23 protein-coding genes are annotated in these 21,512 nt (G+C 73.3%); 13 read left to right on the top strand and 10 right to left on the bottom strand.

Annotated features, from left to right (window positions below; all coding sequences use genetic code 11):
- Positions 1-66 precede the first annotated feature (66 nt).
- Together GA0074704_RS12525 and pdxY are read right to left on the bottom strand one after the other, a co-directional pair.
- Positions 67-1,326: a glycoside hydrolase family 6 protein gene (locus GA0074704_RS12525; RefSeq protein WP_231926836.1), complete on the bottom strand. Its 1,260-nt coding sequence runs from the start codon at positions 1,324-1,326 to the stop codon at positions 67-69.
- Between the two features lie 118 nt (positions 1,327-1,444).
- On the bottom strand, positions 1,445-2,296 hold the full coding sequence (gene pdxY, locus GA0074704_RS12520) for a pyridoxal kinase PdxY (protein ID WP_088970666.1): 852 nt from the start codon (positions 2,294-2,296) through the stop codon (positions 1,445-1,447).
- Positions 2,297-2,492: 196 nt separating this feature from the next.
- On the opposite strand from pdxY, the gene GA0074704_RS12515 reads away from it, so the two are divergent.
- The 3 genes from GA0074704_RS12515 (at position 2,493) to ileS (ending at position 6,846) form a co-directional block, all read left to right on the top strand.
- Positions 2,493-3,302: a SigB/SigF/SigG family RNA polymerase sigma factor gene (locus GA0074704_RS12515; protein ID WP_088970665.1), complete on the top strand. Its 810-nt coding sequence runs from the start codon at positions 2,493-2,495 to the stop codon at positions 3,300-3,302.
- A gap of 27 nt (positions 3,303-3,329) precedes the next feature.
- On the top strand, positions 3,330-3,587 hold the full coding sequence (locus tag GA0074704_RS12510; protein WP_157743817.1) for an SDR family oxidoreductase: 258 nt from the start codon (positions 3,330-3,332) through the stop codon (positions 3,585-3,587).
- Between the two features lie 133 nt (positions 3,588-3,720).
- A complete protein-coding gene (ileS, locus tag GA0074704_RS12505) occupies positions 3,721-6,846 on the top strand; it encodes an isoleucine--tRNA ligase (protein WP_088970664.1) in 3,126 nt (1,041 codons plus the stop codon).
- Between the two features lie 298 nt (positions 6,847-7,144).
- On the opposite strand, the gene msrA is transcribed toward ileS, so the two are convergent.
- The 3 genes from msrA to GA0074704_RS28770 are packed head-to-tail and all read right to left on the bottom strand — an operon-like array spanning position 7,145 to position 8,818.
- Positions 7,145-7,663, bottom strand: coding sequence for a peptide-methionine (S)-S-oxide reductase MsrA (gene msrA, locus GA0074704_RS12500; RefSeq protein WP_088970663.1), 519 nt, complete (start codon positions 7,661-7,663; stop codon positions 7,145-7,147).
- A 43-nt stretch (positions 7,664-7,706) separates the two neighbouring features.
- The gene (locus GA0074704_RS12495) at positions 7,707-8,609 is read right to left on the bottom strand and encodes a thioredoxin family protein (RefSeq protein ID WP_088970662.1); all 903 of its coding nucleotides are present in this window, start codon (positions 8,607-8,609) and stop codon (positions 7,707-7,709) included.
- Between the two features lie 38 nt (positions 8,610-8,647).
- Positions 8,648-8,818, bottom strand: a complete 171-nt coding sequence (locus tag GA0074704_RS28770) for a hypothetical protein (protein WP_157743659.1) — start codon at positions 8,816-8,818, stop codon at positions 8,648-8,650.
- A gap of 63 nt (positions 8,819-8,881) precedes the next feature.
- Here GA0074704_RS28770 and GA0074704_RS12490 point away from each other — a divergent pair, with 63 nt between their 5' ends.
- The 4 genes from GA0074704_RS12490 to GA0074704_RS12475 all read left to right on the top strand — a co-directional run bounded on the left by GA0074704_RS12490 (position 8,882) and on the right by GA0074704_RS12475 (position 11,383).
- Positions 8,882-9,385 carry a nitroreductase/quinone reductase family protein gene (locus tag GA0074704_RS12490; RefSeq protein WP_088970661.1) on the top strand — a complete coding sequence of 168 codons (504 nt, stop codon included), beginning with the start codon at positions 8,882-8,884 and terminating at the stop codon, positions 9,383-9,385.
- Positions 9,382-10,239, top strand: coding sequence for an SDR family oxidoreductase (locus tag GA0074704_RS12485; protein ID WP_088970660.1), 858 nt, complete (start codon positions 9,382-9,384; stop codon positions 10,237-10,239). The genes GA0074704_RS12490 and GA0074704_RS12485 overlap by 4 nt, the downstream gene beginning before the upstream one ends.
- Before the next feature lie 34 nt (positions 10,240-10,273).
- Positions 10,274-10,849, top strand: coding sequence for a TetR/AcrR family transcriptional regulator (locus GA0074704_RS12480; RefSeq protein ID WP_088970659.1), 576 nt, complete (start codon positions 10,274-10,276; stop codon positions 10,847-10,849).
- Between the two features lie 114 nt (positions 10,850-10,963).
- The gene (locus GA0074704_RS12475; protein WP_088970658.1) at positions 10,964-11,383 is read left to right on the top strand and encodes a PPOX class F420-dependent oxidoreductase; all 420 of its coding nucleotides are present in this window, start codon (positions 10,964-10,966) and stop codon (positions 11,381-11,383) included.
- Positions 11,384-11,411: 28 nt separating this feature from the next.
- On the opposite strand, the gene GA0074704_RS12470 is transcribed toward GA0074704_RS12475, so the two are convergent.
- A complete protein-coding gene (locus tag GA0074704_RS12470; RefSeq protein ID WP_088970657.1) occupies positions 11,412-11,771 on the bottom strand; it encodes a hypothetical protein in 360 nt (119 codons plus the stop codon).
- A 174-nt stretch (positions 11,772-11,945) separates the two neighbouring features.
- Here GA0074704_RS12470 and GA0074704_RS12465 point away from each other — a divergent pair, with 174 nt between their 5' ends.
- The 5 genes from GA0074704_RS12465 (at position 11,946) to GA0074704_RS12445 (ending at position 17,141) form a co-directional block, all read left to right on the top strand.
- Positions 11,946-12,353 (top strand): YciI family protein, encoded by a 408-nt coding sequence (locus GA0074704_RS12465; RefSeq protein ID WP_088970656.1) that lies wholly within the window; start codon positions 11,946-11,948, stop codon positions 12,351-12,353.
- A 9-nt stretch (positions 12,354-12,362) separates the two neighbouring features.
- A complete protein-coding gene (locus GA0074704_RS12460) occupies positions 12,363-13,508 on the top strand; it encodes an RNA polymerase sigma factor (protein ID WP_088970655.1) in 1,146 nt (381 codons plus the stop codon).
- Positions 13,509-13,689: 181 nt separating this feature from the next.
- Complete coding sequence (locus tag GA0074704_RS12455; RefSeq protein WP_088970654.1) at positions 13,690-15,012, top strand: B12-binding domain-containing radical SAM protein; 1,323 nt, start codon at positions 13,690-13,692, stop codon at positions 15,010-15,012.
- A complete protein-coding gene (locus GA0074704_RS12450; protein WP_088970653.1) occupies positions 15,009-16,085 on the top strand; it encodes an arginase family protein in 1,077 nt (358 codons plus the stop codon). The genes GA0074704_RS12455 and GA0074704_RS12450 overlap by 4 nt, the downstream gene beginning before the upstream one ends.
- Positions 16,086-16,088: 3 nt before the next feature.
- The gene (locus GA0074704_RS12445) at positions 16,089-17,141 is read left to right on the top strand and encodes a hypothetical protein (RefSeq protein WP_088970652.1); all 1,053 of its coding nucleotides are present in this window, start codon (positions 16,089-16,091) and stop codon (positions 17,139-17,141) included.
- An 11-nt stretch (positions 17,142-17,152) separates the two neighbouring features.
- On the opposite strand, the gene GA0074704_RS12440 is transcribed toward GA0074704_RS12445, so the two are convergent.
- Both GA0074704_RS12440 and GA0074704_RS12435 read right to left on the bottom strand, forming a co-directional pair.
- Positions 17,153-17,899 (bottom strand): phosphotransferase family protein, encoded by a 747-nt coding sequence (locus tag GA0074704_RS12440; protein WP_172880904.1) that lies wholly within the window; start codon positions 17,897-17,899, stop codon positions 17,153-17,155.
- Positions 17,900-17,948: 49 nt separating this feature from the next.
- On the bottom strand, positions 17,949-18,815 hold the full coding sequence (locus tag GA0074704_RS12435) for an aldo/keto reductase family oxidoreductase (RefSeq protein WP_088970651.1): 867 nt from the start codon (positions 18,813-18,815) through the stop codon (positions 17,949-17,951).
- A gap of 218 nt (positions 18,816-19,033) precedes the next feature.
- On the opposite strand from GA0074704_RS12435, the gene GA0074704_RS12430 reads away from it, so the two are divergent.
- Positions 19,034-20,107, top strand: coding sequence for an alkene reductase (locus tag GA0074704_RS12430; protein WP_088970650.1), 1,074 nt, complete (start codon positions 19,034-19,036; stop codon positions 20,105-20,107).
- A 56-nt stretch (positions 20,108-20,163) separates the two neighbouring features.
- On the opposite strand, the gene GA0074704_RS12425 is transcribed toward GA0074704_RS12430, so the two are convergent.
- Together GA0074704_RS12425 and GA0074704_RS12420 are read right to left on the bottom strand one after the other, a co-directional pair.
- Positions 20,164-20,478 (bottom strand): NIPSNAP family protein, encoded by a 315-nt coding sequence (locus tag GA0074704_RS12425; RefSeq protein ID WP_088970649.1) that lies wholly within the window; start codon positions 20,476-20,478, stop codon positions 20,164-20,166.
- On the bottom strand, positions 20,475-21,497 hold the full coding sequence (locus GA0074704_RS12420) for an aminoglycoside phosphotransferase family protein (protein ID WP_231926835.1): 1,023 nt from the start codon (positions 21,495-21,497) through the stop codon (positions 20,475-20,477). Before GA0074704_RS12420 ends, GA0074704_RS12425 begins: the two co-directional genes overlap by 4 nt.
- Between the last annotated feature and the right edge of the window lie 15 nt (positions 21,498-21,512).

Below are 21,512 nucleotides of genomic sequence, written 5' to 3'. Positions count from 1 at the left end.
GGAAAAGCGCCCGGACGTGGACCGGGGCGGCCCCGGCAGGGAGCCGCCCCGGTCGTGCCGCGTCGCTCAGCGCAGCGGCGGGTTGGCGAAGCGCACCAGCTCCAGGGCCTGCTGGGGGAACCAGGCGCCGGCGGCCGGGTCGGCGATGCCGCCGCGGGCCGGGTCGTGACCGGTGCCGGTGCCCCGGTCGCACTGCCCGTCGGACTGGCCGGGCGTCTTGATCCAGAGGAACGCGTCGGCGAGTGGCTCACCGGTGGCGGTGGTGGGCCGCAGGCCCAGGCCGCGGTCCGGCGGGTTGCACCAGGTCTGCGGGTCCGGCCAGGTCACCCCGGCGGGCGCGGTCCACGGGCCCCGGCCGTTGCGGCTGGTGTCCACCACGTAGTGGGCGAGCCGGTCGGCGGGGACGTCGCCGACGTTCTCGGCGTACCAGGCGTCGGTACGGGTCCAGGTGCCGAAGTCGGCCGGGTCGGCCGGGTAGTACTGGCTGGCGCACCAGTCGAAGTGGCCGCGTGCGTAGTCGGGGCCCTCGGTGCCGTACCAGACGCACTTCGAGATCCAGTTGCCGAACTTCAGCTGCCGCTCGGTGGTCTCGTAGTTGGAGACGTTGAGGAAGAACCCGTCGGCCTTGCGCACGCCCGCCTTGACCAGCCGGTCGGCGATGTCGCCGACGCCCAGCCAGGCGCTGTGCGTGCCGTCGAGGTAGACGCTGGTACGCGGCAGCGCGGCCAACTGGTCGACGGCGTAGTTCAGCATGGCGAACCGGTCGGCGGCGGCGGTCGCCCGGTCGGCCTCGGCCGGCTGGCACCACTCGGAGTTGCCGTTGATCGTGGTGTACCAGGGGATGATGCCCAGGCCGTCCGGCTCCAGCATGACGGCGACCTCGTGGTTGCCGATGCCGGCGGCGAAGGCGTCGATCCAGGCTTCGTACTCGGCCACCGAGGTCGCGCCGCCGGCCGAGTACTGCGAGCAGTCGCGGAACGGGATGTTGTACGCCACCAGGACCGGCACGGACTTCTTGCCGGCGGCGCGCTGCACCTCGGCCTTGACCGACTGGGTCAGCTTGTGGCCGGAGCCGCCGGTCACCCAGACCGCCTGCGGCGTGCGGATCATGGTGCGCAGCTGGGCGGCCTGGTCGTGCCGCCCGGCGGCGGTCAGCGCGGCGATCTGCTCGACCGCGCCGTGGTCGGGGCGCGGGGTGTAGAAGGTGGTGCCGTCGGGGATCGCCGCGCCGGCCGGCGCGGCGGAGAAGGGCACGGCCGCGGCGAGCGTCGCGGCGACGGCGGCGAGACCGGTGACGGCTCGCCGGCGCAATGGGGTCAGGGCCACGTCATTGCTCCTGGTCAGAGACAGGGGACGGACTGTGGGAGCGTTCCCGCAGATCTCCGACCATGCCCGCCACGACGTCACCTGTCAATGTTTCGCGGTGGTTTCGCGGTGTCGGTCGTCAGCGCACCCGGCGGGCGGTGAAGCTGGCCGGCGGCGCCGCGATCGCGTCCTGGGCCGCGACCAGCTGGATCTCCCGGGTGCCGGCCGCGAGGGTCGCCTCGAGCACGGCGAAGACCGAGCCGATGGTGCGTTCCAGCGCGGTCGCGGGCGACCCGGTGGTCCGCAGGTGCGCCAGGTACAACGCCGCCGTGACGTCGCCCCCGCCGTTCGGGCTGATCGGCAGCAGCGGCGTGGTCACCGCCCAGGCGCCCTCGTCCGAGACGGCCAGCACCTCCAGCGAGCCCTCCGGCACGTCGCCGTGCAGCACGCTGGTGACCAGCACGTGCCGCGGCCCGGTGGCGCGGACCGCGTCGACGGCCGCCAGTACCTCGGCCAGGGTGCTGGTCGTGCCGCCGGCGAGGAAGTCCAGCTCGAAGTGGTTCGGGGTGATGATGTCGGCGCGCGGGACCACCGTGTCGCGCAGGAACTCCGGGATCCCGGGCCGGACGAACATCCCCCGGCCGGCGTCGCCCATCACCGGGTCGCAGCAGTAGACCGCGTCCGGGTTCGCCGTCTTGACCAGGGCCACCGCGTCGAGGATCACCGCGCCCATCGCCGGGTCCCCCTGGTAGCCGGAGAGCACCGCGTCGGCGTCGCCGAGCACCCCACGGTCGGCGATGCCGGCGATCACCTCGGCCACGTCGGCCGGCGCCAGCAGCGGTCCGCGCCACGCGCCGTAGCCGGTGTGGTTGGAGAAGTGGACCGTCAGCACCGGCCACACCTCGTGCCCGAGCCGCTGGAGGGGGAACACGGCCGCCGAGTTGCCGACGTGCCCGTACGCGACGGACGACTGGATGGACAGAATCTTCACCCGCCCATCATGGCGGGCCCGCCGGACGCCGCGCGGACCACCCGCCACGGACCGCTTCCGGTGGCGAGGGTCGGGTGGGGGCTCTAGGCTTTTGTCTGGGTCAAGCCACGTGCCCGCGACACCTCACCGTGTCGGGAGGTCGGCACGTGACCAGGCGATCGACCTTCCGCCGCGCACGACATAGCGGAGGAACCGCATGACCGCCATTCCCACCGACGCCACCCGGGCGGCGACCGTCTCCCACGACCGGGAGCAGCGAGCCGAATCGCCGGCCAGCCGGCTCCTCGCCACCTTCGCCGCGCTGCCCGAGGGCCACCCGTCCCGCCCGGACGTCCGGGCCCGGGCCATCGAGGCCTGGCTGCCCCTGGCCAACCACCTGGCCCGCCGCTACCAAGGCCGCGGCGAGCCGGGCGACGACCTGACGCAGATCGCCGCCCTCGGCCTGATCAAGGCGATCGACAAGTTCGATCCGAGCCGCGGGATCGACTTCACCAGCTACGCCATCCCCACCATCGTCGGTGAGATCAAGCGGCACTTCCGCGACCGCACCTGGGACATCCGGGTGCCCCGCCGGCTCCAGGAGCGGCGGATGGCCATCAGCCAGGCGAACGCGACCCTCACCCACACGCTGGGCCGGTCCCCCACCGTCGCGGACATCGCCACCCACCTCGACCTCACCGAGGAGGAGGTGCTCGAAGGGCTGGAGGGGGCCCGCGCGTACAACGCGGTGTCGCTGTCCACCCCCGTCGGCGACGGCGGCGGCCCGGCCGAGCTGGGTGACCTGATCGGTGGCGAGGACCAGGAACTCGCCCTCGCGGAGCTGCGGCTGGCCCTGGCCCCGGCGATCGCCTCGCTCGGTGAGCGCGAGCAGCGGATCATCGCCCTACGTTTCCACGGCAACCTCACCCAGCAGGAGATCGCCGCCCGGGTGGGGCTGTCCCAGATGCACGTCTCCCGGCTGCTCACCCGGGCGCTGGCGAAGCTGCGCCGGCAGCTGACCTCCTGAGCGGACCCGGGGGACGGACGGGCGCACCTGGCACCCGGCTCGACGATCATCAGCACGGCGTCGATCCAGGGCTACCAGCCCTCCCCGGACCTGCTCGACCACGCCACCACCAAGGCGGGCATCCTCGCCCTCACCAAGGGCCTCGGCGAGGGGCTCGCCGAGAAGGGCATCCGGGTCAACGCGGTCGCCCCGGGCCCGATCTGGACCCCGCTGATCCCGGCCACCATGCCGGCGGAGAAGGTCGAGCGTTCGGCAGGGATGTGCCGCGGCAAGCCGCTGGCCTGAGCCGGCCGTCGACGGCCGTCGGCGGGAAACCGTCGGCGGCCGTTCGCCGCGCGGAGGCGGGTCGGCCGGCTGCGCTAGCATTCCGGGGTGCAACGCCCAGATGGGGACGAGCACCAGCACGACGGAGGAATTGATGTACAGCGCCGTTCCCGTCCAGGTCGACCTGCCCGCTCTGGATCATGACGTGCTGCGCTTCTGGCGCGAGCAGGACATCTTCGGTCGCAGCCTGGCCCAGTCGCAGGGCCGGCCCGAGTGGGTCTTCTACGAGGGCCCGCCGACCGCGAACGGGATGCCCGGCGCGCACCACATCGAGGCCCGCGTCTTCAAGGACGTCTTCCCCCGCTACCGGACCATGAAGGGCTTCCACGTCGCCCGCAAGGCCGGCTGGGACTGCCACGGCCTGCCGGTGGAGCTGGCCGTGGAGAAGGAACTCGGCTTCTCCGGCAAGCAGGACATCGAGGCGTACGGCATCGCCGAGTTCAACGCCCGCTGCCGGGCGTCGGTCACCCGGCACACCGACGCGTTCGCCGAGCTGACCGAGCGCATGGGCTACTGGGTCGACATGGACGACGCCTACCGGACCATGGACCCGGACTACATCCAGTCGGTGTGGTGGTCGCTCAAGCAGATCTTCGACAAGGGCCTGCTGGTGGAGGACTTCCGGGTCGCCCCCTGGTGCCCCCGGGACCAGACGGCCCTGTCGGACCACGAGCTGGCCCAGGGCTACGAGATCGACGTCGACCCGTCGGCGTACGTCCGCTTCCCGCTCACCTCCGGCCCGCTGGCCGGCCGCGCCGCCCTGCTGGTGTGGACCACCACCCCGTGGACGCTGGTGTCGAACACCGCCGTGGCGGTGCACCCGGACGTCACCTACGTGGTGGCCACCGACGGCACCGAGCAGCTGGTGGTCGCCGAGGCGCTCTTCGACGCGGTGCTCGGCGAGGGCTGGAAGACCACCGGAGAGAGCTTCACCGGCCGGGAGCTGGAGCGGTGGACCTACCGCCCACCGTTCGACCTGGTCGAGGTCCCGGACGCGCACATCGTGATCCTGGCGTCGTACGTCACCACCGACAGCGGCACCGGCCTGGTCCACCAGGCGCCGGCGTTCGGCGCCGACGACCTGGCCAGCTGCCGGGCGTACGGCCTGCCGATGGTCAACCCGGTCCGCCCGGACGGCACCTTCTCCGCCGACCTGCCGCTGGTCGGCGGGCTCTTCTTCAAGGCCGCCGACGCGCCGCTGGTGGCCGATCTCCAGGCTCGTGGCCTGCTGTTCCGCTCCGTGCCGTACGAGCACAGCTACCCGCACTGCTGGCGCTGCCACACCGCGTTGATCTACTACGCCCAGCCCTCGTGGTACGTGCGGACCACCGAGATCCGCGACGCGCTGCTGCGGGAGAACGAGCGGACCACCTGGCACCCGGAGACGGTCAAGCACGGCCGCTACGGCGACTGGCTGAACAACAACGTCGACTGGGCGCTGTCCCGGCAGCGCTACTGGGGCACCCCGCTGCCGATCTGGCGCTGCCCGGAGGGGCACCTGACCTGCGTGGGTTCGCTGGGCGAGCTGAGCGAGCTGACCGGCACCGACCTGTCGGAGCTGGACCCGCACCGCCCGTACATCGACGAGGTGACCTTCGCCTGCCGGTGTGGCGAGACCGCCCGCCGGGTGCCCGAGGTGATCGACGCCTGGTACGACTCGGGTTCGATGCCGTTCGCCCAGTTCGGCTACCCCTACCAGAACACCGAGCTGTTCGAGCGGCGCTACCCGGCGCAGTTCATCTCCGAGGCGATCGACCAGACCCGGGGCTGGTTCTACACCCTGATGGCGGTCGGCACGCTGGTGTTCGACCGGTCGCCGTACGAGAACGTCGTCTGCCTGGGCCACATCCTGGCCGAGGACGGCCGGAAGATGTCCAAGCACCTGGGCAACATCCTGGAGCCGATCCCGCTGATGGAGCGGCACGGCGCGGACGCGGTGCGCTGGTTCATGGCGGCCGTGGGTTCGCCCTGGTCGGCGCGGCGGGTCGGGCACAACGCGCTCCAGGAGGTGGTCCGCAAGACGCTGCTGACCTACTGGAACACCGCCTCCTTCCAGTCGCTGTACGGCCGTACCGCGAACTGGACGCCGTCGGCGGCGGACCCGGCGCCGGCGGACCGTCCGGTGCTGGACCGTTGGTTGCTCTCCGAGCTGAACACGCTGGTCGGTGAGGTCGACGCGGCGCTGGCGGGCTTCGACACGCACGAGGCGGGCCGGCTGCTGGCGCGGTTCATCGACGACATGTCGAACTGGTACGTCCGGCGCAGCCGGCGCCGGTTCTGGCGGGGCGACCGGGCCGCGCTGGCCACCCTGCACGAGGCGCTGTCCACGGTCACCCTGCTGATGGCCCCGATCGTGCCGTTCATCACCGAGCAGGTCTGGCAGCTCCTGGTGGTGCCGGTGACCCCGGGCGCGCCGCAGTCGGTGCACCTGGCGGACTACCCGGTCGCCGACGAGCGGCTGGTCGACCCGCGCCTGTCGGAGCAGATGGGCGTGGTCCGGCGGCTGGTCGAGCTGGGCCGGGCGGCCCGGGCGGACTCCGGGGTGAAGACCCGTCAGCCGTTGTCCCGGGCACTGGCCTCGGCGCCCGGCTTCGCGGACCTCTCCCCCGAGCTGCTGGCCGAGATCGCCGCGGAGCTGAACACCGGTTCGGTGCTGCCCGTCGACACGGCCGGCGAGTCGCTGGTCGACACCACGGCCAAGGCCAACTTCCGCAGCCTGGGCAAGCGGTTCGGCAAGGGCGTGCAGGCGGTGGCGAAGGCCGTCGCGGCGGCCGACCCGGCGGCGCTCAAGGCGGAGCTGCGCGGCTCCGGGACCGCCACCCTGGTGCTGCCGGACGGTGAGAGCGTGACGCTCGCCCCGGAGGACGTGTTCATCACCGAGACGCCCCGGGAGGGCTGGGCGGTGGCCGCGGACAGCGGCGCGACGCTCGCCCTGGACCTGGCCCTCACGCCCGAGCTGCGCCGGGCCGGGGTGGCGCGGGACGCCATCCGGCTGGTCCAGGAGGCGCGCAAGGGCAGCGGCCTGGAGGTCACCGACCGGATCGTGCTGCGTTACGCGGCCACCGTCGAGGAGACGGCGCTCGCCCTTCAGGAGCACCGCGACCTGGTGGGCGAGGAGGTGCTGGCCGCCGACATCGCCGCCGGCGAGCCGACGTGGGAGCAGCCGGAGGCGTTCCGGGACGATGCCCTGGGGTTGACGTTCTGGCTGCGCAAGGCGTGAGCCGCTGACCGGTCGGGAGGCCGGCCCCTGAGTGGCCCGTACGGATGAGCGCCGTGGCCGGCGACGCCCGGGTGAGCGTCGCCGGCCTCGGTTGGCTCAGCGCAGCGACCGGAAGGCGGTGCGCAGCTCCCCGGTGAGCAGCATCGGCTGTTCTCCCAGTAGCGGGCCAGGGCCTGGCTGGTCTCCAGCGGCGCGCCCTGGGACTGGTCGTTGACGGAACGGTCGGATGTCGGTGCCGGGACAGGTCATGGTCCGGGCGGCCATCTGCTCTTCCTTCCGGTCGGGCTGGGCGGTGCGGTCAGGCGGCGCTGCGCCCGCGACGGGGCAGCTTCCAGTCCGGGCGGACGAAGTGGCAGGTGTAGCCGCCCGGATTGCGCTCCAGGTAGTCCTGGTGCTCGGGCTCGGCCTCCCAGAACGGCCCGGCCGGGGTCACCTCGGTGACCACCTTGCCCGGCCAGAGACCGGAGGCGTCCACGTCGGCGATGGTGTCCTCGGCGACGGCCCGCTGCGCCTCGTCGGTGTAGAAGATCGCCGACCGGTAGCTGGAGCCGACGTCGTTGCCCTGCCGGTCCCGGGTGGTGGGGTCGTGCACCTGGAAGAAGAACTCCAACAGGTCCCGGTAGCTCAGCTCGGCAGGATCGAACTCGATCTCGATGGCCTCGGCGTGCCCGGCATGGTTGAGGTAGGTGGCGTTCGGCACGTCTCCGCCGGTGTAGCCGACCCGGGTGTGTCGCACCCCGGGGCGTTTGCGGATCAGGTCCTGCATCCCCCAGAAGCAGCCGCCGGCCAGGATCGCCTTCTCGGTCGTGTCGCTCATCGCCCTGCCCATCCCTCGGGTCTCCGCCCGTCGGGACGGTGTCCTACGGGCCGAAGGTGAAGACGTACGCGCGCAGGCCGGGCTGATCGGTGACCAGGGTCAGCAGCCGCCCACCCCGTGCCGCCCCGGCGACCAGCCGGAACATGGCCGCCCGGTCGATCCGCGCGGTCCCGTCGGGGCCGACGTCGGCCCCGCGCTCGCCGTCCACCGGGTTCCCGTCCAGCAGCACGCTAACCTCCGCCCGGCCGTTCGGGCCGGGGTCGACGACCAGGTTCACCTCGCCGGCGTCGAAGGGCAGGGTCAGCTCGACGGTGCCGCCGGTCAGCTCGACGTACTCGCCGGCGACCTGCCAGTCACCGGTGTAGGAGTACGTGCCGGGGACCGCCCGGCCCCCGCCAAGGTACGTCTCAGGGGTGATGCCGACGTAGGTCGGCTGCCCGGTGGTGACGAACGCCGTCACCTCGGGGCTCACCGGTGGAAGCGCGACAGCCGGTGCGCTCACCTCGATCAACCGCCGGATCTCCGACTCCACCCGGTCGTAGTCGCCCTCGCCGACCCACCGGTCCACCAGCCGGCCATCGGCGTCGAAGAGGAACTTCGCCGGCCAGGCGTCGTTGCGCAGGGCCCGCCAGAACCGGTAGTCGTTGTCGATGGCGAGGGGATGGGTGAGCCGATGCTCCTCGATCGCCCGGTCGATGTTCTCCGGCCTCCGCCCGAACGCGAACTCCGGCACGTGCGCCCCGACGACGACCAGCCCCAGGTTGGCGTAGTCGCGGTGCCACGCCCTGACGTACGGGGCGGTGCGGATCCAGTTGACGCAGGTGTACTCCCAGATGTCGACCAGCACCACCCGGCCGCGCAGCGCCTCCGGGGTCAACGGCGGGGAGTTCACCCAGCGGTCGACGGTGATCGGCGGGAGCCGCGTCGCCACACCTGCCGTCGCCATGTCTCCTCCGCGCATCCGCTGGTCGGGGCAGCCTCAGCCTAGGCTCGGGCGCCGGACCGACGAGTGGAAACGGCCTGCTCCCGGCGGTCGGCCAGCGCCACGGCGAGGAGCACCCCGACGGCCGCCGCGGTGACCACGAGCAGCGGCGCGGCCCGCCCGACGAGCGCGAGTGCCAGCAGTTCACGCCTTCGCGCTGTGCTGGCACCCATGTCGCGGCCGTTGTGCGAGGCCCAACCCTTTTCGCTACGGTCCCGTAGCGTTACGGTACCGGTATGGCTTCCTCCCCTCGGCCGGCCGTGCAGCGGATCCGGCCGCCCAGTGCCCCCTACAGGGTCGTCAACCGGGTCGTGCGGTGGCTGCTCACCGATCCCGCCCGGGCCGGCCGGGTGGGCCGGCATCTGCTGCTGCTGCACGTGACCGGGCGGCGCACGGGGCGCGATCTCGTCTTCCCGGTCGCCTACCGCGACAACGGCGACGGCCGGCTGCTGGTGCTGACGAACTCGCCCTGGCGGGTCAACTTGCGCGACCGGCCCGACGTCGCGGTGACCCTGCTGGGTCGGCGTCGGGCCGCCCGGGCGGAACTGGTCGAGGACCCGGACCGGGTCGCCGCCGCCTACCGCACGCTGATCGAGGCGACGGGACACCGGCGGGCGGGGCGGCGGATGGGCATCCGGATCAACGTGCCCCGTACCCCCACCCACGCGGAACTCGCCGAGGCGGCCCGCCGCGACGGCCTCGCCCTGATCCACCTCGACGTCGTGGACGGGGCCCGATGACCGCCCCGGTGCTGGTGACTGGGGCGACCGGGAACGTCGGCGGGGCCGTCGCCCGATCCCTGGCCGCGGCCGGGACACCCGTGCGGGTCGCCGGCCCCGACCTGGTCGGGCTGCGGCGACGCTTCCCCGGCGTCCCCGCCGTACGCCTGGACTTCGCCGAACCCGGCACCTTCGACCCGGCGCTGGCCGACGTGGGCGCGCTGTTCCTGCTCCGGCCGCCGCAGATCGCCCGCGTCGGGCCCACCCTCAACGCGCTCGTCGACGCCGCCACCCGGCACCGGGTCGGGCACGTCGTGTTCGCCTCGGTGACCGGCGCCGACACCAATCGGATCGTCCCGCACCACCGGGTCGAGACGCACCTACGCGGCTCCGGCCTGCCGTACACGATCTTGCGCCCGGGCTTCTTCGCCCAGAACCTCGCCGACGCCTACCGGCGGGACATCCGCGAGGACGACCAGATCCTCCTGCCGGCGGGGCGCGGCCGGGTCGCCTTCGTCGACACCCGCGACCTGGGTGACGTCGCGGCCACCGTCCTCGCGGACCCGGCGGCGCACGCCGGCACCGGATACACCCTCACCGGCCCGGAGGCGCTCGACTTCGACCAGGTGGCGGCCCTGCTCACCGAGGTCCTCGGCCGGCCGGTCCACTACCGGCCGGCCACCGTCGCCGGCTACCTGACCCACCTGCGCCGCCGGGGCACCCCGCTGGTCCAGGCGCTGGTGCAGACCGTGCTGCACACCGGCCTGCGGCGGGGCCGGGCCGAGCGGGTCGATCCCACCCTGGCCCACCTGCTCGGGCGGCCGCCCCGCACCCTGCGCCAGTATGTGTGGGAGCACCGGGAGTTGTGGCGGTAGGCGCCACCGGCCCGGCGCGGGACGGGGGGTACGGATGGGCCGGGCGACCGATCCGCGGGTACGGCGTACCCGGGCGGTGGTGATCGCCACGGCGCTGGACCTGCTCGCCGAACGGGGCATCGCCGGGACCACCGTCGAGGCCGTGGCGGAGCGCTCCGGGGTGGCGAAGACGACCATCTACCGACACTGGGACGGTCAGGCGGCGTTGATCCTCGACGCCTTCGACAGCGTCCGGCGCCCGCCCGTGGACCCGGACACCGGCACCCTCCGCGGCGACCTGCTCGACCTGGTCACCGGCCTCGCCGCGGCGCTCTCCGCCGGCCCGGCGGCGGGGCTCATGTTCGCGCTGGTCGATGCCGCCGAACGTGACCCGGAGGTCGCGGCCCTGCACCGCCGGGAGGCCGAGGCGCGGCACGCCGTCATCCTGCGCGCCGTCGAGCGGGGCATCGGTCGCGGCGAGCTGCCCGCCGACACCGACCCGGCCGACGTGCTCGACCAGTTGGCCGGTCCGCTCTTCTACCGCCGGGCGGTCTCCGGCGGCGCCCTGGACCGGGCGTTCGCCGAGCGGATCGTCGACCGGGTCCTCGCCGGTCACACCCCACCCTCCTGAGCCGGCCCCGGTGGCGCCCGCGGAACGCCGCACTCTCCCACGGGCCGAGGAGCGTGCCGGCTCCGGGCGGTGCGTACCGTACAAGACGAATGTCCCGTTCGAGGAGGAGAGCCGATGTCCAAGCCACCGCTTCCCGACGCCGCGGTCGCCATGCTGCGCAAGCCGAACCCCGCCGTCATCACCACGCTGCGCGCCGGGGGTCAGCCCGTGTCGGCGGCCACCTGGTACCTGTGGGAGGACGGCCGGATCCTGGTGAACATGGACGAGGGCCGCCGCCGGCTGGAGCACGTCCGCAACGACCCCCGGGTCTCCCTCACCGTGCTGGACGAGGCCGGCTGGTACACCCACCTCAGCGTCGTCGGGCACGTCGTCGAGCTGCGGCCGGACGAGGGTCTGGCGGACATCGACCGGCTGTCGCGGCACTACACGGGCAACGACTACCCGAGGCGGGAACGCGGCCGGGTCAGCGCGTTGATCGAGATCGACCGCTGGCACGGCTGGGGCGCGCTCAAGGACAGCGACCAGGTCGGCTGACGGTCGGCGGCCCCCTGGTGGTGGCGGCCTACCGCAGCCACCGCAGGGCGGCATCGGCGGTGTCCTCGGGGCCGCTGTTGAAGGCGATCGCCGCGCCGGGAGCGTGCCGCCGGACCAGGTTTACCACCTTCTCGAAGAGCTCCAGCAGCGGTTCGTGCTTGCGGATGCCGCCGCCCACCACCACGCAGGCGTACTCCCGGCGGGTCAACGCCTCGACGATCTGCCGTTCGGCGTGCTCTTCGGGCGCCACCAGGCACAGGTCGGCCTCGATGCCGTGTTCGGCGAAGCGGGCCTGACCACGGGCTATCGCCGCCACGACCGGCTCGGGGTCCCAGCCCGGGATCCGCACCGGGTCGAGACCGATCACCAGCACCCGCCCCGTCGCCATCGGTCCTCCCGCCGGTCGGCGGGTCGGCGCCCGCACCGATCCACCGAACCACATCGTCGGCCGCGGAGAAAGTACGCGGAAGGTGTCGGCGCCGATGTCGAGAACGCGTGGCCGGCTCCGTCCCCGGGGTGAACGCGACCAGAATGGGGTCGCACCCGCACCGAGGAGAAGACGATGGCCAAGTACCTGCTGCTCAAGCACTACCGCGGCGCTCCGGACGCGGTGAACAACGTGCCGATGGACCGCTGGACGCCGGAGGAGATCTCGGCGCACATGCAGTACATGAACGACTTCGCGACCCGACTCGAGGGCACCGGCGAGTTCGTCGACGGCCAGGCGCTCGCCCCCGAGGGCGCGTGGGTCCGGTACGACGGCGAGGGACGCCCGCCGGTCACCGACGGCCCGTTCGCCGAGACCAAGGACCTCATCGCCGGCTGGATGATCATCGACGTCGACAGCTACGACCGGGCGGTCGAGCTGGCCGGGGAGCTGTCGGCCGCCCCCGGGGCGGGCGGGAAGCCGATCCACGAGTGGCTCGAGCTGCGCCCGTTCCTGACCGAGGCGCCGACCATCACGGAATGACCTGCTCCGATGGATGAGCTCCTGCTCCGGCGTCTCACGCCGAGCGTGCTCGGGGTCCTCGTCCGCCGCGGAGCCGACTTCGCGGCGGCCGAGGACGCCGTGCAGGACGCGCTGGTCGAGGCGGTCCGGGTCTGGCCGGCCGACCCGCCGCGGGATCCGAAGGGCTGGCTGGTGACGGCGGCCTGGCGCAAGTTCCTGGACGCCACCCGGGCGGACACCGCGCGGCGGCGGCGGGAGGACCTGCTGCACGACGAGCCGCCGCCCGGGCCCGCGCCGGCGGCGGACGACACCCTCCAGCTCTACTTCCTCTGCGCCCATCCGTCGCTGACGCCGTCGTCCGCGGTGGCGCTCACCCTGCGTGTCGTGGGTGGCCTGACCACCCGGCAGATCGCCCAGGCGTACCTGGTGCCCGAGGCGACCATGGCGCAGCGGATCAGCCGGGCCAAGCGCACGGTCTCCGGCGTACGGTTCGACCAGCCCGGTGACGTCGCCACCGTGCTGCGGGTCCTCTACCTGGTGTTCAACGAGGGCTACTCGGGCGACGTCGACCTCGCCGCCGAGGCGATCCGGTTGGCCCGGCAGCTCGCGGTCGCGATCGACCATCCCGAGGTGGCGGGGTTGCTCGCCCTCATGCTGCTGCACCACGCCCGGCGGGCCACCCGGACGGCGCCCGACGGCAGCCTGGTGCCGCTCGCCGAGCAGGACCGCGCCCGGTGGGACACCACGTCGATCGCGGAGGCCGTCGGCATCCTCCAGGCGGCCCTGTCCCGCGACCGGCTGGGCGAGTTCCAGGCCCAGGCCGCCGTCGCGGCGCTGCACGCCGACGCGCCCACCGCCGAGGAGACCGACTGGGTGCAGATCGTCGAGTGGTACGACGAGCTGGTGCGGCTGACCGACAGTCCGATCGCCCGGCTGAACCGGGCGGTGGCGGTCGGGGAGGCCGACGGCCCCCGGGCCGGGCTGGCGGCACTGGCGAGACTGGACACCTCGCTGCCCCGGCACACGGCGGTGGCGGCGTACCTCCACGAGCGGGCCGGTGACCTGGCCACCGCGGCACAGCTGTACGTCGAGGCCGCCCGGAAGGCCCCCAACCTGGGCGAACGCGACCACCTGACCCGTCGGGCGGCCCGGCTCAACGCCCATCGGCGCCCCTGAGCGCGCCTGCGGGCCACCTCGTTCGGCTACCCCCAGTCGGCTACTCCCGACACCTGGACGAGCTGCGTACGCTCGGTCGGGAAAGTCACGGACGTCGATCAGTAGCGGCGACTCTGCGCGCCGCTCCATCTCGTACGGGGGCTCACTTCTCCATGCCACGGGTCGACCAGCACCAGCGCTCATGACCTCCGCCGTCATCGTCCAGCTCCCGTTCCCGTCGACCGCGGAGCCGGACCCCCACCTGACCCGGTACTACGCCGACTACGACGCCACCTTCCGGGCGGACTTCCCGGAGTACTTCATCCCGCAGGACGGCCTCTGGGAGATGCCGTTGTGGGTGGCGCACCTGACGGCGCTGGTCCGTAGCGGCGGGCTCGACTCGCGGTTCTGCGACCTGTCGAGGCAACCGGCCCTGCCCGAGGGCTGCGCCGAGGCGATCCTCGCCGACAGCTCCCCCGGCGACCTCGTGCTCATCTCCCCGCTGGCGCAGAACCTGCGGCTGGCGCTGCACGTCGCTCCCCTGCTGCGTCGGGCCGGACGCAAGGTGGTGCTGGGCGGCAACATGGCTCCGCTGGTCGACCCGGACGAGGTCGACCTGGTGCACCGGGGGCAGCTCACCCCGGCGCTGGTGGGCCGGCTCGTGCGGCTCGCCCGGGGCACCGGCCGGCTGTCGGAGAACCTTCCCGTGCTCGGCAAGGCCGACGACCTCATCGACTGGGTGCCGGACTACCGGCACCTGGACGGCTACCGGGGGCAGGTGCCGCTGCTGCGTCTCAACGCCAGCCACGGTTGTCTCTACCGCTGCTCGTTCTGCGGCGACGCCTGGACCCGGCAGCTCATCCTGGTGCACCGCCGGGCCCTGGAGGCGGAGGTGGACCGGCTGACCGCCCGCTTCCCCGAGGCGCGGCTGTTCTACATCGGGGACAAGACCTTCGGCCAGTCACCGGAGGCGGTGGCCAACCTCATCGACGTCTTCGCCGACCGTCCCGGCTACCGGTTCATCGTGCAGACCCACGTCATGCAGGTCCGCCCGGCCATCCTGGAGCAGATGCAGGCGCTCGGCGTCGCCGCGGTCGAGCTGGGCTTCGAGTCCGGCGACTCGGAGCTGCTCAAGCGGATGAGCAAGCTCTCCCGCGGCCTGGACGACTACGGCCGCAAGGTGCGGCTGCTGCACGACGGCGGCCTGCGGGTGGTGCTCAACGTGATGGGCGGACTGGACGAGGAGACCGAGGAGTCGCACGCGCAGACCGTCGACTGGCTCTGGCAGCACCGCGAGCTGCTCTGGCTGTTCAACCTCTACAACTTCGTCCCGTACCCGCTGGTGCCGGACTTCGCGCGGCTGCGACCGCGGATCTTCGACTGGGACTTCGCGAACTGGCGGGAGGACGCGCCACCGGTGTACCGGCCGCGCAACCTCACCCCGGCGCGCAGCTGGGAACTGTTCCAGGAGAAGGTCGCGCGGGCCGGCCGCATCGTCGGAGAGAGGCTTGGTCAGCTGACATGAGTTCCCTTCCGGACTTCGCCGAACTCGCCCGGCGGGCGGCCCCGGCCGACTTCCAGGACGACCCGCTGCCCGGCTGGGCCGGCCCGGGAACGCTCTTCGGCGCCCCCGCCGTCCGGGCCGGGGAGCTGTCCGGGTGGGACGGCTGGGCGGTCGCCGCGGTGCCGTTCGACGGGACCGCCAGTTCCCGGCCGGGCGCGGCCGAGGGACCCCGCGCGGTACGCCAGGCCAGCGGCGTCTTCGCCAACTCCCTGGCCAGCCTCGGCCAGTGGGACATGCTGGACACCCGCACCGGGCAGGGCTTCCGCTACCGGGCGCCGCGCCTGGTCGACGCCGGTGACCTGCACGTCTATCCGACGGACACGGTCCGGACGTTCCAGGCCGTGGCGGCCGAGAGCCGGCGGCTGGCCGGCGCCGCCGACCGGGTGATCTTCCTCAACGGCGACCACTCCACGACCTTCCCCACCTTCGCCGGGTTCCGGGCCGCCCAACTGGACCGGGCCGCCGGCCGCCGGGTCGGCTTCGTCAACATCGACCACCACTTCGACTTTGGCAACTGGAGCACCCTGCACGGGCCGCTCTACCACGGCTCGAACTCCCGCCGGATCAGCGAGCTGCCCGGGATGGCCGGCGCCGGCATGGCCTTCGTCGGCGTCGGCGACGTGACCAAGTACGACCAGTTCCGGCAGCTCGTCGACCAGGGCTTCCACGTCGTACCCGGGGCGCGGATCGTCCGGGACGGCGCCGCGGCGGCGCTCGCGGCCACCGTGGAGCGGTTGGGCAACGAGTGCGACACCGTGTACGTCTCGCTCGACATCGACGTCCTGGACACCAGCGCGGCGACCGGCACCGGTCACGTGACGATGGGCGGGCTCCAGGTCGGCGACCTGTTCGACGTGTACGAGGTGCTCCGCCGGCTGCCCGTCGGCGCCCTGGACGTCGCCGAGATCGCCCCCCGGTACGACCCGACGGGGGCCACCGCGCAGATCGCCGCCCGGCTGCTCTTCGAGCAGCTCTTCCGCGTCGACCATCACGACCCCGAGCTGCCGCAGTGGCGCTCCGCCGACAGGGGGTAGGCCATGCGATTCACCCCGGCCCAGCTGCACCTCGACTGCACGCACCTGATCGAGGGCGACCAGCGGGAACGCGCCGACGCCCGCGACGCGCTGGCTGCCACGGCCGCTCAGCTGATCACCGAGCACGGTTACGTGATCTTCCGCCTGGGCCGGTTACGCCTCGACGGCGAGGAGAGCCGGCGGCTGGCGGTGGAGCTCTCCGAGGCGCTGCGGGTGGCGCTGGTGCGCCGTGGCGCGCCCTCGGTGATGCGGCTGGAGCAGGACAAGGAGCAGCAGACGTACGTCCCCGAGGGTTTCGGCAGCCGGACGCTGCTGCCGCACCACGACGGGCAGCACTGCTCGTACCTGACCCCGAGCACCGCCGACGACCCGGACTGGACGCCGGCGGGCCGGCAGTTCGGCGACCGTGGCTACACCACCACCCCGGCGCACAAGATGTACCAGGGCGTGTTCATGGCCGATCCCGGCGACGGGCTGAGCGTGACCACCTACTACGACTGGCTGGACCTGCTCGGCACCGTGCACCGGGAACGGGCGGCAGACGAGGGGTCCGGCGACGCCCGGTCGCTGGCCCGCTGGCTCGGCGACAACCTGCGCGCGGCGCTGGCCCGGCAGCCGGAGCACGGCTGCGCGTACCCGTCGGTCGGGGCGATGCTCGGCCTGGGCGAGCCGATCTGGCACGGGTTGTCCTTCCACCACGCGGAGGCGCCGCTGACCGACGGCGACCGGGCGCGATATCCGCTGGCCGGGCCGCTGGCGCGGCGCTGCGCGTGTGGCGAGTGCGTCGGTGACACGGCCCGGCTGTTCTGCCACCAGCTGCTCACCGCCACCGGCCGCACCTGGCGCGACTGCCGCCGCCGGTGGGAGGTGCTGGCCCCCAGCGAGCGGTACGACCTGCTCTTCGGCCACAACCTGACCATGCTGCACGGCGGACTGGCCGGCGGCGCGGGCCGGGTGATCGGCCCGTTCTGCCTGGTCGTGGACGAACCCTCCGGCGCCGAGTACGAGCGCTGGCTGGCGGCGGCCTGGCGGCGGAGCCTGCCCGCGGCGCGGTGAGCCGGGGAGTCTCACATCCGGGCTCTGAGCACGTCGACCTCGTAGCCCGGCGCGAACGGGTCGAAGCCGTGCTCGGCCAGCCAGCGGACGGCGAGCAGGCTGCGGACCGACCACCAGGCGCGGACCACGTCGAGGTCGACGTCGGCGCCGTAGCCGGCCACGACGTCGGCCAGGCGTTCCGGGTGCCGCATGGTCAGGACGGCGAGGTCGAAGAGGCCGTCCCCCCGGGCCGCCTCGGACCAGTCGAGCACGCCGGTGACCTCGTCGCCGTCGACGAATACGTGGGCGACGTGCAGGTCGCCGTGGGTGAACACCGGCGTGCAGGGCCGGAACACCGCCTCGGCGAGTTCGCGGTTGCGGGTCACCAGGTCGCCGGGGAGTACGTCGTTGGCGAGCAGCCACTCGCACTCGGCGTCGAGCCGAGCCGCGGTCTCGTCGAGGCTCCGGCCGGGCCAGGGCGGCAGCGGGGCGTCGTGCAGCCGCCGGACGGCGGCACCCACCGCCGCCCACGCCGCCGGCGAGGCGGTCGACGGCCGGCCGAGGCGGGCGAGCGAGGTCCCGGGGAGGGCGGCGAGCGCGAGCACGGGCGGCCTGCGCCACAGGACCGCCGGGGTCGGGACGGGCGCCATGGCCATCGCCTCGACCTCGACGTCGGTGCGGGTCTGGTCACCGTCGATCTTCAGGAAGACGTCCCCGACGCGCAGGGTCGCCCGTTCCCGATGGGCGATGACGACCTCCACTTCAGCCACGCCGGCCATTGTCTTCGGTACGCCGACCGCCGTCACCCGGATTCCCGCCCGGCCCGGATCACCTGCCGACCGCGTCCAGTTCGGCGAGCGCGTCGGCCGGAAGCTCCAGGGCCGCGCCGGCGATGTTCTCGCGCAGATGCGCCACCGACGACGTGCCGGGGATGAGCAGGATGTTCGGCGAGCGGTGCAGCAGCCAGGCCAGCGCGACGGACATCGGCGTGCTGCCCAGGGCCGCCGCGACCCGGTCCAGGACGTCCGACTGGAGGCGGGAGAAGCCGCCCAGCGGGAAGTACGGCACGAACGCGACGCCCTGCCGGGCGGTGTCGTCGACCAGGTCGTCGTCGTGCCGGTTGGCGAGGTTGTAGAAGTTCTGCACGCACACCACCGGGGCGATCGACTGGGCCTCGGCGAGCTGGTCGGCGGTGACGGTGCTCAGCCCGAGGTGCCGGATCAGCCCTCGCTCGCGCAGCTCGGCGAGCGTGCCGAACTGCTCGGCGATCGAGCCCGGCTCGGGGGAGCTCATGCCGCCGACGCGCAGGTTCACCACGTCGAGCGCGTCCAGGCCGAGGCGGCGCAGGTTGTCGTGCACCTGTTGGGTCAGCTCGGCCGGGGTACGCGCGGGCGGCCAGCCGCCCTGCTCGTCGCGGCGGGCACCGACCTTGGTGACGATGTGCAGGCCGTCGGGGTACGGCGCGAGCGCCTCCCGGATGATCTCGTTGGTGACGTGCGGGCCGTAGTAGTCCGACGTGTCGATGTGCCGGATGCCCAGCTCGACGGCCGTGCGCAGCACGTCGACGGCGGCGGCGCGGTCCCGGGGCGGCCCGAAGACGCCCGGCCCGGCCAGTTGCATGGCGCCGTAGCCGAACCGGGTGACGGTCAGGTCGCCCATCCGGTAGGTGCCGCCGGGCAGCTTGTCGCCGATCATGGTTCTCCCTCCGCCGGCCGGAGCGTCCGCCGGCTCCTCGTACGGTGCCCGTCCCGGATGGGCGCAACCAGGCCCCACCCGTCCTGGGACCGACGGTGCCAGGCTCCGAGACGTGTGTCACGTGAGCGCCGGGGAATCCGCGGGTACGGCTGCGAGTTGATCAATGCCGGGACGCCGGCGTACCCACGACGTCCGTTCGACGACGAAGCGGAGACACGATGACAGCGCTGTTCAGCCCGTTCACCCTCGGCAAGCTGGAACTGACCAACCGGATCGTGATGGCGCCGCTCACCCGCAACCGGGCGGGCGAGGGTCAGGTGCCGCAGGAGATCTCCGCGACCTACTACGGTCAGCGCGCCTCGGCCGGCCTGATCATCACCGAGGGCACCCAGCCCAGCGCCGTGGGCCAGGGGTACGCGGACACGCCGGGCATCCACTCCGCCGAGCAGGTCGAGGGCTGGCGGGCCGTCGCCGACGCCGTGCACGCGGGCGGCGGGAAGATCTTCATGCAGCTGATGCACGTGGGTCGGATCGGCCACCCCGACAACAAGGGCGGGCTGGAGTCCGTGGCGCCCAGCGCCATCGCCGCCCCCGGCGAGATCTTCACCCGCGACGGGATGAAGGCGTACCCGCAGCCGCGGGAGCTGCGCGGCGACGAGCTGCCGGGAATCGTCGAGGAGTTCGTCCAGGCGGCCCGCAACGCCGTCGAGGCCGGCCTGGACGGGGCGGAGCTGCACGCCGCCAACGGTTACCTGCTGCACCAGTTCCTGGCCCCGTCGAGCAACACCCGCACCGACGGGTACGGCGGCTCGCCCGAGGCCCGCGCCCGCCTGGTGATCGAGGTGACCCGCGCGGTCGCGGACGCCATCGGCGCCGACCGGGTGGGCATCCGGATCTCGCCCTCGCACAACATCCAGGGTGTGCTGGAGGAGGACGCCGCCGACGTGGCCGCCACCTACGGCGCGCTGCTCGACGCGATCGCCCCGCTCGGCCTGGCCTACCTGCACGCGCTGGCCGACCCGGCGAGCGACCTGATCACCGACCTGCGGCGCCGCTTCGGTGGCCCGTTCATCGCCAACGACGGCTTCGGCTCGGTGACCACCCGGGCGGACGCGGAGCGCATCCTCGACGGCGGTCTGGGTGACCTGGTCGCGGTCGGCCGGAACTTCCTGGCCAACCCGGACCTGCCCCGCCGCTGGGAGATCGGTGCGCCGCTCAACGAGCCGGACCCGAGCACCTTCTACACGCCGGGCCCGCGCGGCTACATCGACTACCCGACGCTGGAGCAGTAGGGCCCTGTCGTGCGGGCCGGCCGGTGACCGCCGGCCGGTCCGCACGTCGAGCCGCCCTACGACTCGTCCGGCAGGAGCGGACGCATGAACGTCCGCTCGTACCGCACGACACATCCCGACTCGTCGCGGATGCGGTCGGCCGCCACGAACTCCGGGTCGCTGCCGAACCGTGCGCGGTAGCGCTCGTACGCTGCCAGGCTCTCGAAGCTGAACAGCGCCTCGGCCCGGTCGCTGGCCCCCTCGGCGGGCAGGAAGTAGCCGTGGTGCACGCCTCCGTGCCGGGCCACCAGCCGCATCCACTCGCGGGCGAAGCGTTCGAACGCCTCGATCTGCGCGGGGTCGATGGTGTAGTGCACGACACAGGTGATCACGGCGCCACCCTACGGGCCGGCAGCGGGCGCGTCAGGTCCGCCAGCTCCGCGTCGACCAGCCCGGCCAGCCGCTCCACCCGCCCCGGATCGGAGGAGGCGGTGATGCCCCGGCTGGGCATCTCCACGGTCATCAGGAGATAGAGGTGCAGCCGGTAGAGGCCGAGGCGCCGCCGCGCCGGGGCGTCCAGCGGGAACGGCGACGCCGCCCGGTAGGCCCGTACCAGCGGGTCGTCCGGCTCGTCCTCGGCGCGGCGGAACAGCAGCGGTGACACCAGGTCCACCAGCGGGTCGCCCCACAGGTGCCGTTCCCCGTCGACCAGCCCGCTGAGCCGGGGAACGCCGTCGGGCCCGTCGACCGCGAGGACGTTGCCGGCCCAGCCGTCGAAGTGCAGCAGCGCGGGACGGCGTACCGCGTCGAGGACGGCGGCGTGCCGGGCGACCAGCTCCCGGATGCGGGCGGCGGGCACCGGCAGCGGCACGTCCCAGTCGGCCGCGTCGGCGAGCAGGTCGTCCACCATCGCCGGGTATGCCCCGCGCCAGGTGGGGGCGGCGGCGCGTCCGCCGTCGTAGCCGTACCGGTCGCCGGTGACGGCGTGCAGCGCGGCCAGCGCCCGGCCGAACTCCGCGCGCAGCGGCCCGACGTCCGCGCCGGCCCGGGTCAGCTCCCAGAGGGTACGGCCGGGCAGCCGCGCCGTGAGCAGCCAGTCGCCCAGCTCGGGGTGGTGGCCGTGGTGCAGCAGCGCCGGCACCGGCACCCCGGGCGCCCGGGCTGCCACCAGCCGCAGGTAGCGCGCCTCGGCCCCGATCATGTCCCGTTCGTAGCGCAGCAACGGCACCTGCGGGGGCGGGCCGACCTTGAGCACCACCTGACGGCCGTCGTCGAGGCGTACCCACCACACGGCGGCGAACCCGCCGCCGGTCAGCGGCCCGCAGTCGGCCACCTCGACCTGTGGCCCGAGGGACGCGGCGACGTACCGGCGGACCTGGTCCGGGTCCAGGTCCCGTCGGGTCGGGCTCACGGACGCCACCGGCGG

The sequence above is a fragment of the Micromonospora siamensis genome (assembly GCF_900090305.1).
In the GTDB taxonomy this organism is placed as follows: Bacteria; Actinomycetota; Actinomycetes; order Mycobacteriales; family Micromonosporaceae; genus Micromonospora; species Micromonospora siamensis.
Note: the sequence above shows the minus strand (reverse complement) of the source record. Positions and strands in the feature narration are given on the sequence as shown.

Excerpts from the sequence above, each read along its gene's own strand:
- GA0074704_RS12515 (WP_088970665.1), top strand. The coding sequence starts at position 2,493 with ATGACCGCCATTCCCACCGACGCCACCCGGGCGGCGACCGTCTCCCAC.
- ileS (WP_088970664.1), top strand. The coding sequence starts at position 3,721 with ATGTACAGCGCCGTTCCCGTCCAGGTCGACCTGCCCGCTCTGGATCAT.
- msrA (WP_088970663.1), bottom strand. The coding sequence starts at position 7,663 with ATGAGCGACACGACCGAGAAGGCGATCCTGGCCGGCGGCTGCTTCTGG.
- GA0074704_RS12495 (WP_088970662.1), bottom strand. The coding sequence starts at position 8,609 with ATGGCGACGGCAGGTGTGGCGACGCGGCTCCCGCCGATCACCGTCGAC.
- GA0074704_RS28770 (WP_157743659.1), bottom strand. The coding sequence starts at position 8,818 with ATGGGTGCCAGCACAGCGCGAAGGCGTGAACTGCTGGCACTCGCGCTC.
- GA0074704_RS12490 (WP_088970661.1), top strand. The coding sequence starts at position 8,882 with ATGGCTTCCTCCCCTCGGCCGGCCGTGCAGCGGATCCGGCCGCCCAGT.
- GA0074704_RS12485 (WP_088970660.1), top strand. The coding sequence starts at position 9,382 with ATGACCGCCCCGGTGCTGGTGACTGGGGCGACCGGGAACGTCGGCGGG.
- GA0074704_RS12480 (WP_088970659.1), top strand. The coding sequence starts at position 10,274 with ATGGGCCGGGCGACCGATCCGCGGGTACGGCGTACCCGGGCGGTGGTG.
- GA0074704_RS12475 (WP_088970658.1), top strand. The coding sequence starts at position 10,964 with ATGTCCAAGCCACCGCTTCCCGACGCCGCGGTCGCCATGCTGCGCAAG.
- GA0074704_RS12470 (WP_088970657.1), bottom strand. The coding sequence starts at position 11,771 with ATGGCGACGGGGCGGGTGCTGGTGATCGGTCTCGACCCGGTGCGGATC.
- GA0074704_RS12465 (WP_088970656.1), top strand. The coding sequence starts at position 11,946 with ATGGCCAAGTACCTGCTGCTCAAGCACTACCGCGGCGCTCCGGACGCG.
- GA0074704_RS12460 (WP_088970655.1), top strand. The coding sequence starts at position 12,363 with ATGGATGAGCTCCTGCTCCGGCGTCTCACGCCGAGCGTGCTCGGGGTC.
- GA0074704_RS12455 (WP_088970654.1), top strand. The coding sequence starts at position 13,690 with ATGACCTCCGCCGTCATCGTCCAGCTCCCGTTCCCGTCGACCGCGGAG.
- GA0074704_RS12450 (WP_088970653.1), top strand. The coding sequence starts at position 15,009 with ATGAGTTCCCTTCCGGACTTCGCCGAACTCGCCCGGCGGGCGGCCCCG.
- GA0074704_RS12445 (WP_088970652.1), top strand. The coding sequence starts at position 16,089 with ATGCGATTCACCCCGGCCCAGCTGCACCTCGACTGCACGCACCTGATC.
- GA0074704_RS12440 (WP_172880904.1), bottom strand. The coding sequence starts at position 17,899 with ATGGCCGGCGTGGCTGAAGTGGAGGTCGTCATCGCCCATCGGGAACGG.
- GA0074704_RS12435 (WP_088970651.1), bottom strand. The coding sequence starts at position 18,815 with ATGATCGGCGACAAGCTGCCCGGCGGCACCTACCGGATGGGCGACCTG.
- GA0074704_RS12430 (WP_088970650.1), top strand. The coding sequence starts at position 19,034 with ATGACAGCGCTGTTCAGCCCGTTCACCCTCGGCAAGCTGGAACTGACC.